This window comes from Candidatus Dormiibacterota bacterium (assembly GCA_036495095.1).
GTDB lineage: Bacteria > Chloroflexota > Dormibacteria > Aeolococcales > Aeolococcaceae > CF-96.
Genome location: DASXNK010000190.1, coordinates 1 through 13,377, shown reverse-complemented (window position 1 = coordinate 13,377; position 13,377 = coordinate 1). Strand labels below are relative to the sequence as shown.

At 72.9% G+C, this 13,377-nt stretch carries 8 protein-coding genes; 5 read left to right on the top strand and 3 right to left on the bottom strand.

Going from position 1 to position 13,377, the window contains the following annotated elements; genetic code table 11:
• Together VGL20_18630 and VGL20_18625 are read right to left on the bottom strand one after the other, a co-directional pair.
• Nucleotides 1-303 (bottom strand): UvrD-helicase domain-containing protein (locus VGL20_18630; GenBank protein ID HEY2705701.1); only part of this gene is annotated, 303 nt, incomplete at its 3' end.
• On the bottom strand, nucleotides 300-3,473 hold the full coding sequence (locus VGL20_18625) for a PD-(D/E)XK nuclease family protein (protein HEY2705700.1): 3,174 nt from the start codon (nucleotides 3,471-3,473) through the stop codon (nucleotides 300-302). The genes VGL20_18630 and VGL20_18625, both read right to left, overlap by 4 nt.
• A 258-nt stretch (nucleotides 3,474-3,731) precedes the next feature.
• Here VGL20_18625 and VGL20_18620 point away from each other — a divergent pair, with 258 nt between their 5' ends.
• From VGL20_18620 to VGL20_18600, 5 genes are all read left to right on the top strand, one after another.
• Nucleotides 3,732-4,430 (top strand): TetR family transcriptional regulator, encoded by a 699-nt coding sequence (locus tag VGL20_18620; GenBank protein ID HEY2705699.1) that lies wholly within the window; start codon nucleotides 3,732-3,734, stop codon nucleotides 4,428-4,430.
• Nucleotides 4,427-5,674: a cytochrome P450 gene (locus tag VGL20_18615; protein HEY2705698.1), complete on the top strand. Its 1,248-nt coding sequence runs from the start codon at nucleotides 4,427-4,429 to the stop codon at nucleotides 5,672-5,674. The genes VGL20_18620 and VGL20_18615 overlap by 4 nt, the downstream gene beginning before the upstream one ends.
• An 87-nt stretch (nucleotides 5,675-5,761) precedes the next feature.
• Complete coding sequence (locus VGL20_18610) at nucleotides 5,762-6,634, top strand: SDR family NAD(P)-dependent oxidoreductase (protein ID HEY2705697.1); 873 nt, start codon at nucleotides 5,762-5,764, stop codon at nucleotides 6,632-6,634.
• 200 nt (nucleotides 6,635-6,834) lie between these two features.
• Entirely contained in the window at nucleotides 6,835-8,541 is a 1,707-nt protein-coding gene (locus VGL20_18605; protein ID HEY2705696.1) for an FAD-dependent oxidoreductase, read from the top strand.
• 135 nt (nucleotides 8,542-8,676) lie between these two features.
• Entirely contained in the window at nucleotides 8,677-12,033 is a 3,357-nt protein-coding gene (locus tag VGL20_18600; GenBank protein HEY2705695.1) for an AAA family ATPase, read from the top strand.
• A 31-nt stretch (nucleotides 12,034-12,064) separates the two neighbouring features.
• On the opposite strand, the gene VGL20_18595 is transcribed toward VGL20_18600, so the two are convergent.
• A complete protein-coding gene (locus VGL20_18595) occupies nucleotides 12,065-12,892 on the bottom strand; it encodes a lipase (GenBank protein HEY2705694.1) in 828 nt (275 codons plus the stop codon).
• Nucleotides 12,893-13,377 lie beyond the last annotated feature (485 nt).

Genomic DNA, 13,377 nt, shown 5'->3' with positions numbered 1-13,377 from the left:
GCGCTCCACCTCGCTCGCAGCCACCGCGCAGTGGTCCCGCTCGGGCTGCCGCCGGCCCTCGTCGGCGGCGGCCCGCTCGAGGCCCTCGCGGACGCGGACCCGGAGCTCTCCGGCGGCCGCGATGGTGAACGTGATCGCCACCAGCCGCTCCATCGACAGGCGCCCCGCGGCGACGAGGGCGACGATCCGGGCGACGACCGCGGTGGTCTTCCCGGTCCCGGCCCCCGCCTCGACGAAGAGGGTGGTGTCGAGCTCGGACTCCAGCCGGGTGCGCTCGGCGTGGTCGACCGGGGTCCGCCTCATCCGTCGGGGTCCTCGGCATCCGGAACGTCGGCGGCGGCGGCGGCGGGGGTGAGGGCGTGGTAGGGCTGCATCGGCGGGCTGCCGCGCTTGGCCGCTGTGACGACGTCGCGACCGGCGGGACACACCGCATCGAACTCGCAGAACGAGCAGTTGTCGCAGCGCCCCCAGTGGTCGTTGAAATCGCCCGGCACCTGCGGAAAGCATCCCGCGCGGACCCCGGCGTCGATGCTGCCGAGGACGTCGACGAGGGTGGCCTCGACCTCCGCGGTCACCTCCAGCCCGGTCGTCCTGAACTCACCTCGGGAGGTCGCGTACCAGTACAGCGACGAGAGCTCCGGTGGCGGGCGCCCATCCCGCACCGCCTGCTGCCGCACCGCGAGCGCATAGATCGCAAGCTGGAGGCGGCGGCCGTGGTCGAGGCGGTCCTCCACGCCCACCGCCAGCTTCTCGTACTTGCCGGTCTTGTAATCGAGCACGCGTGCACGCCCCGGCGCGAGGTCGACCCGGTCGATGAACCCGCGGAACCGGATCACCGACCCGCCGGCGATCGGCACCTCGAGGGCGTGCCACGAGGTCTGGTCGCGGTCGATCCCGAACGGCTGCTCGAGGAGCTCGGGAACCCAACCGCCCTCGCCACGCCTCTCGGCGTCGACGGCCAGCAGCGAGCGCAGGTCGCGGAGGATGGTGGCGCGCTCGTTCGCCCAGACGAGGTCGTGACCGGTGACGCCACGTTTCTCGGCATCGCGGAACCGCACCTCGGCGATCTCACCGAGCCGTGCAAGGTGGTCCGCGGTGTAGGACCGCCCCGGCGGGGGGTCGCCGCCGGCCGCGACCTCGCGGAAGAAGTCCTCGAGGATCCCGTGGATCAGGGTGCCGCGCTCGGCCGAGTCGATCTGCCACCAGCGCTCGTCGTCGGCATCCGGGGTCGCCGCGACCGAGAGGATGCGGCCGAGGAGGAAGCGGAACGGGCAGGTGGCCCACTGCTGCACGCCGGTCGCCGACTGGCCGCGGGCGGCCAGGCCGCCGGCCAGGAGCGGAGAAACCGGCGCCGCGGCGGCGAGGTCGCCGTCGAACTCGGTGAGCTCGGAGGAGCGCCGGGCGCGCGCGACCCGCACCGCCTGCCCCAGGGGCAGGTCGGAGCGGCGCGCGAGCGCGATCGCGGTGATGTCGAGGCCGCCCGCGTGGGCGAGCAGCGCCTCGCGCTCGCGTCGTTCGGCGACCGAGAGCGGCGGCGACGCGTGGTCATCGGTGGTGAGCGCGCCGGCGCGACGCAGCCGCCCGTCGGTGACCGACCCCCGGCGCACCGCGTCGGCCCGCGGTCGCTGGCCGTCCACGGCGATGAGCTCGAGCAGCCACGGCGACGGGTAGACGGTGCGCCCGTCGACGTCGACGGTCGGCGCGCTCACCACCACCTCGCCGGCGGAGGATTGCAGCGCCACCTGCCAGGCGCGCCGCTCTCCGGCCTCGTGCTCGGGCCGGCGGTCGAGCGGGTCGCCGGCGAGAAGGGGATCGACGCGGAGTCCGGCGGGGAACGCGCCCTCGAGCGCGCCGAGGACGTGGACGCGCTCGAGGTCGAGCCCGAGCAGGTCGCGATGCGGACCGATGAGGATGCCGCCGCCGATCCGTCCCTCCGGCCGGGCCCGGGTCCGCAGGGCGTCCTCGAGGCTGCGCAGGACGGTGCGCACGTCCACCTCGGGCTCGATGTCGGCGGCGGCTCCCAGCCCGTCGACGATCTCTCCGACCAGCTGTGAGGCCTCGAGGTCGGCGTCGCCCCAGGCGTGGTCGGGGGTGAGGATCTCGTCGCGGATGCGGTGGAGCCAGGCGACGTGCGCCGGCCAGGTGCGCTCGGACGGGGGTCGCGTGATCTGCGCGATCGCCTGGACGTGCTCGACGATCCGCGAGGCGTCGTCGATGTCGCGCTGCACCGCCAAGCGACGGCCGAGGTGCTCGTCGCTGTCGTCCCTCTCGAGGTGGGCGAGGGCGCGTCGCCGCTCCTCTGCGAGCCGCCCCATGCGCCCGACCCACTGCTCGAGCCCGCGGACGACCCCAGCCTGCCGGCTCAGCTGGTCCCACCGCGCCTGGCTGCGCAGCACCCCGCCCCGGTGGGGAAGGCCCGAGAGCCAGCCGAGCACCGACCCCCTGCTGAAGTCCTCGTCGCGGAGGCGGACCACTCCGAGGAGGGCGCGCGCCGGCACCGTGTCGGCCAGCGGACGGCCGTCGAGCGAGCTGTACGGGAGGCCCGCGAGGGTCAGCGTGTCGCGCAGCAACAGGCCGTACGCGGCGGCGTCGCGGTAGACGATCGCCTGCCGATGCAGCGGGACCGGGGTGTCGCGCTCGAGCGCGGCGAGAGCGTCGCGCACCGCGGCGCGCACCTCCTCGACGGCGTCGGCGGCGATGGTCACAGAGGTGGGGATTGCCGCTTCGAGACGGTTCGGGGTCACCGCCGGGACCGCACCGAGGCCGAGGAGGTCGAGGCCGGCGATCGCGTCGTCGACGTCGGCGAGCGCCACCTCGACCGGGACATGGCCGGCCAGGGCTCGAAGGAGGCTCGCGATCGGAGGATCGAGGTGGTCGGGGAGCAGCACGATGATGGTGCCGACGTCGCGCAGGACGGAGGCCGCCTCCCCGGCGCCGACGGCGGCGGCGGCGGCCGAGAGCAGATCGACGTCGTCGTACCGCCGCTCGGCGGCGAGGCGCACCCGGTACGCGTCGACAGCGTCGAGCGCGGCCCGTGCGGTCGGCGTCCCGGAGGCGCGGATGCGGGCCACGTCGGCATCCGGTTCGCGGCGATGCCGCAGTTCCGCGGCAAGGGCGGAGACCAGGTCCACGAGACCGGCGTGCGCAGCCGAGGCCGCCAGTGGACCACCCGCCGACCGCAGCGCGGAGCGGACCAGAGCACCGCGCACGGGCGCGGTGAGCGGCATGTGGCCGCTGTCGCCGAGCCGCCGCGCTCCGAGCATCTCGGCGAGCCGGGAGAGCACGGTGAAGCGGACCCCGGCGTACCCGGTGGCGGCCAGGCTGTGCCGCAGGTGGAGACCGGCGTGGTGGGTGGGGACCACCACCGTGACGGCTGCGAGCGGGTCGTCACCCTGCGCCGAGCGAATCCGTTCGCGGAGCCAGACGGTGGCGGCCGGACCGGGACGCACGCGGACGGCCGTTGGGGTCCTCACGCGGGCGAATTGTGCGCTCGCCACCCGCAGGACCCTCGTTCACCCGCTCCATGTCCGCGTCCGCCCGCCGGGGCGCGGCCTGGGGCCAGCATGGTTGGCCTCCGCGAACCCAGGGGATCCCGGGTCCCGGCGCTGCGGCCGATTCTAACGAATATGTAATGAAATGCAAGGCGGCACCTCCCACACGTGGCGGTCGACGCCTGCTGGCATTAGGTGCCGACTTGCACTGAGTGCCACTCGGGGCCATACTGGTTCGTCGTGAGCGCTGGACGATCCGACCAGGGCGGGGGCGACGGGCTTCGCGAACGCCACCGCCTGCGCACCGAGGCCGCCCTCGAACAGGCGGCTCTGCGGCTGTTCGCCGAGCGGGGTTTCGACGTCGTCAGCGTCGACGACATCGCCGCGCGAGCCGATGTGTCGCGCCGGACCTTCTTTCGGTATTTCGCCAGCAAGGAGGACGTCCTGCTGGCGGATCATCCGCGCCTGCTGGCCCACCTGCGTCGCGCGCTCGGCGGCCGGCCCGAGGACGAACCGGCGCTCACCGCGCTCCGCCACGCCATCCTGTCGATGGCGGGAGGCTACGAGACAGAACGCCAGCGCCTGCTCGACCGGGCCAGGATCATGGCCCGGACCCCGTCCCTGCAGGCGCGCAGCCTGGCGCACCAGCGTCTCTGGGAGGAGGCGGTGGCGGACATGGTCGCGGAGCGCATCGGGGTCGATCCGGCCGTCGATCTGAGGCCTGGCGTGGTCGCGGCCTCGACCCTGGCGTCGCTTCGCGTGGCGGTGGCCGCGTGGCTGGCGCGAGACGGCCAGCCCCATCTCCCGACACTCGTCGCCGAGGCGCTCGATCTGCTCGACGGCGGTCTCGAGCGGGGACTGACCCGGCTCTCCGCACTGAGAGGGCGTCCCCGAGAGTCCGCCGCACCCAGCGACCCCGCTGAGGAGGGAAACCGATGACGGCGACGCTGTCCGCGGCCGACGCGCTCCACCGGGTGATGGCCACCGCCGAGGGCTGGGCCGACCCCTACCCGCTCTACCGGCGGGTCCTCGAGCAGCCGGACATGCAGCGCAGCGAGCGGGACGACCTCTGGTACGCGTTCCGCCATCGGACCTGCCGGCAGCTGCTCCAGGACAACCGCCTCGGTCACGACAGCACGCGTCCGCTCCGCCGACCGGGCCTGGGCGAGGTTCGGTCGCCGGCGCTGCGCGAGCATCTCGAGCGCCGACGCAGGCGCGGGTCGTCGATGCTGATGGCGAACCCGCCCGACCACACCCGGCTGCGGGGTCTTGTGAACCGGGCCTTCACGCCCCGCCGGGTCGCGGGGTTGGGGGAGCGGATCACCGAGCTGGTCGACCAGCACCTCGACCGCATCGCCGAGAAGGGCTCCGCCGACGTGATCGCGGATCTCGCCCTGCCTCTCCCCGTCTGTGTCATCAGCGAGCTGGTCGGCGTTCCCGAGGAGTACCGCGACCTGTTCCGTCCCCTGTTCCTCGACAGCCGGCTCGAGGGCGGCCGCGAGCCCAGCGACGATCAGGTGCGCGAGATCGACGCCGCCTCCGAGGTCCGGGACGGCTTCTTCCGGACGCTGATCGCGCAGCGGCGCGCAGATCCCCGGGACGACATGCTCTCGGCGCTCGTCGCGGTGCGCGACGAGGACGATGGACGGCTCTCCGAGACCGAGCTGATGGGCACGGTGTTCCTCCTGTACTTCGCGGGCTTCGTCACCACCACGAACCTGATCGGCAACGGGCTGCTCGCGCTCTTCCGGCATCCCGGCGAGATGCGCCGGCTGTGGACGGATGGCAACCTGGTGCCCTCGGCGGTCGAGGAGATGCTGCGCCACGACTCGCCAGTGCAGTTCGTCACCCGCGAGGTGCTCGAGCCGGCCGAGGTGGACTCGATCACCCTGGCCCCCGGAGACGCCGTGGTCGCGATGCTCGGCGCCGCCAACCGCGACCCCGAGCGCTTCCCCGAGCCGGACCGCTTCGATGTCGGACGCAGCGACAACCAGCCCCTGAGCTTCGGCGCCGGAATCCACTTCTGCCTGGGGGCTCCGCTGGCGCGTCTCGAGGCACAGGTGGTGTTCGGGCGGCTCCGCGAGCGTTTCGCCGGCCTGGAGCCGCTCGTCGACGAGCCACCTCGGGCGACCGGTTTCCTCCGCGGGGTCCAGTCCCTGCCGGTCCGCGTGCGGGCGCGCTGAGGACGGGTTCCGCGCCATCACCGCCACCCGGGTCGACTCCGTCGCCGGGTGCACTCGCGCTCACCGAACCCGCTACCCTCATCGGCCATGGACCCCACCGGCGTGAGCGGCAGGCGGGTGCTGATCACCGGGGCAACCAACGGCATCGGGCTGGCCGCCGCCGAGGCCCTGGCGGCGCGGGGAGCGAGGCTGGCCATCGTGGCCCGCAGCGAGTCCAGGGCGCGCGACGCCGTCGCCCGGATCACGGCCGCGGGCGGCGCCGGGACGAGCGTCGACGTGCTCCTCGCCGACCTCTCCTCGCAGGCGTCGGTGCGACGCCTCGCCGCCGACGTGCTCGACCGGTACCCTCGCCTCGACGTCCTGGTCAACAACGCCGGGGCCATGTTCACCAGCCGGCGGCTCACCGAGGACGGCATCGAGGCGACCTGGGCGCTCAACCACCTGGCCCCGTTCCTTCTCACCGGCCTGCTGCTGGACCGGCTCCGGGAGAGCGCGCCGGCGCGCATCGTCACCACCGCGTCCGACGCCCACAGGGGGGCGCACATCCCCTTCGACGACCTCGACGCGCAGCGCTCGTACCGTGCTCGCGGCTTCGGCCGCTACGGTGAGTCGAAGCTGGCGAACATCCTCTTCACCACCGAGCTGGCGCGGCGCAATGCAGGAGCGGGAGTCACCGCCAACTGCTTCCATCCCGGATTCGTGGCCAGTGGCTTCGCCCGGAACAACGGACCGGTGGTCGGCGCGCTGATGACCCTCCTCAAGCCCGTCGCCCGCACCCCGGAGCGGGGCGCCGAGACCCTGGTGTGGCTGGTCGACTCCCCCGACGTCGCCGAGGCGAGCGGCGGCTACTACGTCGACCGGCGACCCGCCACGCCGGCTGCCGCGGCCCTCGACATGGAGGCGGCGCGGCGGCTCTGGCAGGTGAGCGAGGAGCAGACCCGGGCCGCCGCACCCGCCTGACCCCCTCCGGTGTGTCTTGTGACACGGATTCCCGGGACGCTCTATCGTGTCCCGGGCACGACCGGTTCCGCCGGCCGGCACCCCCCGCCGCCGGAGCCACGCATGCCCGTCTCCACCGCCCCCACCGGGACCGAGCAGATCGACCGCGCCGACGCGATCCGGCGCTTCGTCCAGTGACCTCGGAGGCTCGCCTCGCCGAGATGGCACGCGCCGTCGCGGCGGGCACGGCGGATGTCCCCGGAGCGGACCTCTACATCCCCACCCTGTCGGCCTCCGCGCTCGCCGAGCTCGCCGAGTTCGGTCACGAGCGGGTGGTCGCAGCCGGCGAGGTGCTGTACCACCCGGGCGACGAGACGTCCGACTTCTTCGTCGTCCTCGAGGGCACGGTCGAGGTGGTTCGCCTGGACGGGGACGCGGGGGAGGCCATCATCGCCACCCACGTCGCCGGACGGTTCCTCGGTGACCTGACCCTCCTGACCGGCCAGCGGCCGTACCTCACCGCCCGGGTCACCCAGCCGGGACGGCTGCTGGTGATCGAGCACGACCCGTTCCGGCGGCTCATGACCACAAAGCCGGACGTCGCCGACATCATCTTCAGCGCCCTCGCCGCCCGCCGGGAGGCGCTGCGCACCGGCGAGGCGGCGCTCGCGCTGCGCATCGTCGGCTCCCGCTACTCACCCGAGGCGATGGCCCTGCGGCGGTTCGCACTGCGGGCCGGCCTCCCCCACTCGTGGATGGACCTCGAGGACGCGGACGGCGTCGACGCCCTGCTGAGCGGCCTGGGGCTGGATCCCGGCGACCTCCCCGCGGTGCTCACGCCCACCGGGGTGCTGCGGCGGGCCACGCCGGGGGAGTTCGCCGACCACCTCGGTCTCACCTATCACGCAATCCCGGGTCGCGTCTTCGACCTGGTGGTGGTCGGCACCGGCCCCGCCGGCCTGGGCGCGGCGGTGTACGGCGCCTCGGAAGGCCTCGACACGTTGTCGGTCGACGCCGTCGGCGTCGGCGGCCAGGCCGGTGCCAGCTCCCGCATCGAGAACTACGTCGGCTTCCCCAACGGCATCTCGGGCGGAGAGCTCACCGCCGGAGCCGCCATCCAGGCCCAGCGTCTCGGTGCGTGGCTGACCAGCCCGTGCGAGGCGTGCACGCTGCGCATCGAGGACGGATTCCTCGTGCTCGTCCTCTCCGACCGCTGCGAGATCCGGTGCCGGTCGGTGATCGTGGCGACGGGCGCCCGCTACCGGCGCCTGGCGGTCGACGACCTCGACCGTTTCGAGGGAGCCGGCGTGTACTACGCGGCCACCGACCTGGAGGCGCGCGTCTGCAGCGGGTCGGAGGTGGTCGTCGTCGGTGGCGGCAACTCGGCCGGCCAGGCGGCGATCTTCCTCGCCCAGCAGGGCAGCCGGGTGTCGATCGCCATCCGCCGCGACGATCTGACCCGGACCATGTCGCAGTACCTGATCGGGCGGATCGAGGCCGACCCGCGGATCCGGCTGTGCACCGGCACCGAGGTTCGCGCCCTCGCCGGTGACGGACACCTCGAGCAGGTGACGCTCGAGCAGACCCGGACCGGCGAGCGCCGGACCGTCCGGTGCGCCGGACTCTTCTGCTTCATCGGCGCCGAGGCCGCGACCTCGTGGCTCGGCGGCGCCGTCGAGCTCGACCGCGACGGCTTCGTCCTCACCGACCGCTCCCTCCCGAACCCGGTGACCACCGGACCGGCGTTCGCATCGCGACAGCCCCTCCCCTTCGAGACCTCGGTCCCGGGCGTCTTCGCGGTCGGCGACGTCCGCCAGGGCTCGATGAAGCGGGTCGCGTCGGCCGTCGGCGAGGGTTCGAGCGCCGTGGCGTCGGTCCACCAGCACCTCGCATCGGCCACGCGGGCGATGCCCGCAGCGCGGAGGTAGGCGACGGCGGCCTGATCACCATGTGGGCCTGCGGCGCGGCAGGAATCCACACTCGAGACGGGTCGCGGTGCATGGAGCGGATCGACGCGCGCCCGTACCGTGGGTCTCGACCGGACGATCAGACGATCGCGCCGCATGCGGACGGATGTGATGAGCGACAACGCCACGATCACCCTCCTCTACACCGACATGGTCGGATCCACCCAGCTCTACGATCAGCTGGGTGACGAGGTGGCAGAGCGGCTCAGACGTCTCCACTTCTCACTGCTGCGCGACACCGTCAGCGCACACGACGGTCGCGAGGTCCGGCAGGTGGGGGACGGACTCAAGGTGGCCTTCTCCTCGGCGATCGATGCCATCGAGTGCGCCGTCGAGATGCAGCAGGCGGTCCACCGTCACAACGAGCGGGCCACCGATCACGCGCTGGCGGTGAGGATCGGCCTCCATGCGGGTGAGCCCATCCTCGATGAGGAGGACTACTTCGGCACCGCGGTCAACGTCGCCAAGCGGCTCTGCGACAGCGCGGTGGGAGGGCAGGTCATCGCCTCCGACGTGGTCCGCGCCCTGGCCGGTCCACGGGGACAGCGGCTGCTCCGTCCGATGGGTGCGCTGGCGATCCGGGGGCTGCGGGAGTCGATGACGACGGTCGAGGTGGTGTGGCGGTCGGCCCCGGGGTTCGCCCTGCCCCTGCCGGTGTCGCTGCTGACGCCGGGAAGCTCCGCGTTCGTCGGCCGCGACCAGGTCCTCCGGCGGCTGGTCGACGCCTGTGACCAGGCACGGCACGGCGTGCGCCAGCTCGTCCTCCTCTCCGGTGAGCCGGGCGTTGGAAAGACGCGGCTGGCCGCGGAGCTCGCCGCGTCGGCGCATGCGGAGGGGGCCACGGTGCTCCACGGTCGCTGCGACGAGGAGGCGTTGCTTCCCTACCAGCCGTTCGTCGAGGCCCTTCGTCATTACGTGACTCAGGCGTCCACCGGCGAGCTGCGCGCCGCGGTCAGAGGCGGCGCACGGGACGCGGCACGGCTGGTCCCGGAGCTGCACGACCGCATCCCCGGCCAGCCACCTCCGGGCCCCGACCACCCCGACATGGAGCGGTACCGGCTCTTCGAGTCGGTCGCGGCCCTCCTCGCCCAGGCATCGGTCTCGGCACCGCTGGTGCTCATCCTCGACGATCTGCACTGGGCCGACCGGCCGACCCTGCACCTCCTGCGACACGTCATGCGGTCGTCCGAGATCTCCTCGATGCTCGTGCTGGCAACCTGTCGAGACGGCGAGGTGGGCGGCTCACACCCGCTCCTCGATACGCTGGTGGAGCTCCGCCGCGTGCACCACCTCCGGCGCATCGAGCTGACCGGTCTCGACCGCTCCGCGGCGAGCGCCCTGATCTCGAGCCTGGCCGGCGGCGGCTCGCGAGACCGCCTCGTCGACAGCCTGTACGGCCTGACCGAGGGGAACCCGTTCTTCCTCGAGGAGGTGCTGCGGCACCTCGCCGAGGCCGAGCCGGCCGGCCCCGTGGCCGCCGAGCCGTCCTCGGCGCTGCTCGAGGAGATGGGGATCCCCGCCGGAGTGCGAGACGTCGTCGCCCGCAGACTGGCGCGCCTGTCGCCCGACTGCCGCTCCCTCCTCGCCCTCGCGTCGGCCGTCGGGCGCGAGTTCGCGTTCGCGCTCCTCCCCGGGCTGACCGGAATGGACGCGGAGGCCATCCTGGATGCGCTCGAGGAGGCGATCGGCCGGCGGCTCCTGGTGGAGGTCCGCGGCCTCCCCGAGCCCCGGTACGCGTTCTCTCACGGACTGGTGCGCCAGACCCTGTACGAGGGGCTGAGCACTCCCCGACGGCAGCGCGCCCACTGGAGGGCCGCCAGGGCCGTCGACAGCGCCGGCGGCGCCCCTGGCAGCCGCGCGCTCGAGGTCGCCACACACTGCCGGCTGGCGGGAGGGCTGGCGGATTCGCGCCTGGTCGTGGAGGCAGCCTCGCAGGCGGGTGACACCGCCGCGGCGGTGTTCGCCTGGGAGGAGGCAGCGCGGCACTGGGAGACGGCCCTCGAGGTCCTGGATGGGACCGGCGGCGACGCCTCCGCCCGCGCGCGCCTGCTCCGCCGCCTCGGCGCCGCGATGTTCACCAGCAACCTCGACTACGCCCGCGGGGTCGCCTGCTTCGAGCGTGCGATGAGGCTGTGCGAGGAGAGCGGTGACCATGCCGGCGTGGCGAAGATGCATGCGCATCTCGGCGGTCAGTATGCCGCCAACCCTGAGATGACCGACATCCGCCGGGCCGAGGCACATCTTCGCGCCGCCGCCCCGATCCTCGCTCGGGGGCCCCGGGGCATCTCGCAGGGGTACCTGCGCCTCGCCGCAGCGAGTGTCGCCCTTGCCAGGATGCGTTCGCTGGAGGGGCTGGAGTCGTCCGCCGAAGCCATGGCCCTCGCCGACCACTGCGGGGACGCGCCCCTGTGGGCGAACGCGGCCGCCGTCCACGGCTGGATGCTCACCGCAGACGGCCGCCTCGACGACGGCCGGAAGCTCATGACGCGTGCCTGGCGGGTTGCCGATGAGGTGCACCACCACGTGTCGGCGTTCATGGCGACCTGCCTGCTGTGCTGCCTGGACTCCATCTGCCTGCGCGACGTCGACGCGGGAGGGCGGTGGGCGGAGCGAGAGCTCGCCTCCCAGCGCCCGGAGCACGCGCCCGTGCACCGGCGTGTGCTGCGCAGCGCGGTCGGGTACGCCCTCGCCCTGGGAGGGCCGCACCGCAGGGCGGAGAGATACGCGCCGTCACAGTCCGCCCTGTTCCACGTCCAGTACCTGCTCGCCCTGGGGGCAGGGCGATGGGAGGACGCGCTCCGATTCCTCGAGAATGCGCGCAGCGTAGCGGCGGACCGCGGCAACCGGTGGTACGAGGCGGCGGAGTACTGTCGCAGCGCGGCGGTGCTCCGCCTCCTCGACAGGCCGGTCGAGGCCGAGCAGAGCCTCCGTTCAGCGCTGCCGGTCGGAAGCGAGGATGAGGTCGACGTCCGGCTCGAGCTCTGGTGCCGAGCGCAGCTGGCGCTGCTGCTCGCCGAGCAGGGCCGTTCCTCCGAGGCACGTTCGGAGCTCGATCGTTGCGCGGGCATCAGGTCGCACGGCGCGGAGTGGCACGGTCTCGGCTCGGCGGTCTCGCTGACTGAGGCGGTGGTCCGCGCCGCCGAGGGGCGGACCACCGAGGCGGACGGCCTGTTCGAGTCCGTGACCTCCCTGCTTCGACAGCAGGGGCTGCGCTGGGACGAGGCGGAGGCCCTTCACCTCCACGGACGCATGCTGCTCGCCGAGGGAGCACCGGACCGCGACCGGGGCCTGGAGCACCTCGAGACCGCCTCCTCCCTCTACGCCAGCCTGGGAGCGAATGCCCGCTGGCAGCACCGGGTGCGCGCCGGCGTCCCCGGCGAGGTAATCCTGCGCGGCAGGGGCGCACGGGTGAACGGCGGGGTGCACTGGCACAGCGTCCCCCCGAGGGCCTGAGCGGCGGGGCAGGGGACGGCGGCCCTCGCGATCAGCCGCACGTCCCGGTCACGTAGCACTTCAGCGGGGGCTCGGCGGGGACGTGGGGAGAGGTGGCCATCACCTGGGCGAGCGTGGCCGCGGCGTCGCCGTAATCGGCGGCGAAGGTCGTCGGGTTGACCCCGGGCATGAGGCCGCCGGTGCAGACCGACGGTGCCACCCGGCGGGGATCGGCCGGCCCCGGATGGGTCAAGGCATCCATCGCGATGGCGTAGGCGACCGCGTCGTACGTGCCGACGGCCAGATGTTCGGAGGAGTCCTCCGGGCAGATGTCCTGGACGGCGACGTTGGTCACCTGTCCGACCGGCCCACTCAGCGCGGATGACCCGTGGGCGTCGAGGTTGGGCTGGACGATCTCGTCGGAGTGGGTGTAGATCACCGTGTAGGACACCTCCGGGAACGTCTCCTCGTAGGAGTTCACAGCGGTGACGAATCGGGAGTGGTAGGTCTGCTGCCAGACCGCCGGCGCGCAGTCCGGAACGCAGAGCCCGTCGGCGACCAGCGTGCCGTGATTGGGCGGCGCGAAGGCCACGTAGTCGTCGACGAGCGCGCGCAGGTCCGGCCAGAAGCGCAGTGCCCATCGCGCCACCACGCCACCCTGGCTGTGGGCGACGATCTGCACGCGGCTCCGGCTCGTGGTGTGCATCGCCCGGATCGCGTGAACGACGTACTCGGCGCTCACCTGCATGTCACTCATCGCGTGGTTGGGCAGGGTCACGGTGCAGTAGGGCCGCCCCTCGGCATCGAACGCCGACATGTAGTTCCAGCTGAAGTTCTCCCTGGGGGTGACCGTCGTCGCCGGCACCAGAAGGACCGGCACCCGTCCATCCCCCAGGTTGCCGGTGCAGTGGAGGCTGGCCCGCAGCGTGGTGCCAGCAATCTCGAGGGCGGGCCCAGGCGTCTGCGGCGATGCGTACCCCGCACCGGCGGCCGTCACCTGTCGCGAACCGCCGGCGATGCACACGCACAGAGCGACGAGAACCAGAACCCTCGCCGGCGAGGCCGTGATCATCGGCGGTCGGGAGTGGTCAGGACCTCCTCCTCCTGCATGGTGTGACCTTGACAGTTCATCACGCTCCGGCAGGCCACGCAATAGAGGATCTCGACAGCTACGCCAACGGGATCGTGCGTCGGAGTTGCCGTACAACGACGCTCCCGAACAGGTAGATCATCGCAGTCAGGTCGGGAAGCGGACGACACACTCTTCTCAAGGCTGTGGTGCCCACGAGTGTCACGTCGCCAGTCCCGACCCACAGCGGGACGACCGCAGCGACCGGATCCATCGAGGTGTCGGAGGAATGTACA

Bases quoted from the DNA above. Each gene is read 5' to 3' on its own strand.
- VGL20_18615 (HEY2705698.1), top strand. From the start codon at position 4,427: ATGACGGCGACGCTGTCCGCGGCCGACGCGCTCCACCGGGTGATGGCC.
- VGL20_18610 (HEY2705697.1), top strand. From the start codon at position 5,762: ATGGACCCCACCGGCGTGAGCGGCAGGCGGGTGCTGATCACCGGGGCA.
- VGL20_18605 (HEY2705696.1), top strand. From the start codon at position 6,835: ATGGCACGCGCCGTCGCGGCGGGCACGGCGGATGTCCCCGGAGCGGAC.
- VGL20_18600 (HEY2705695.1), top strand. From the start codon at position 8,677: ATGCGGACGGATGTGATGAGCGACAACGCCACGATCACCCTCCTCTAC.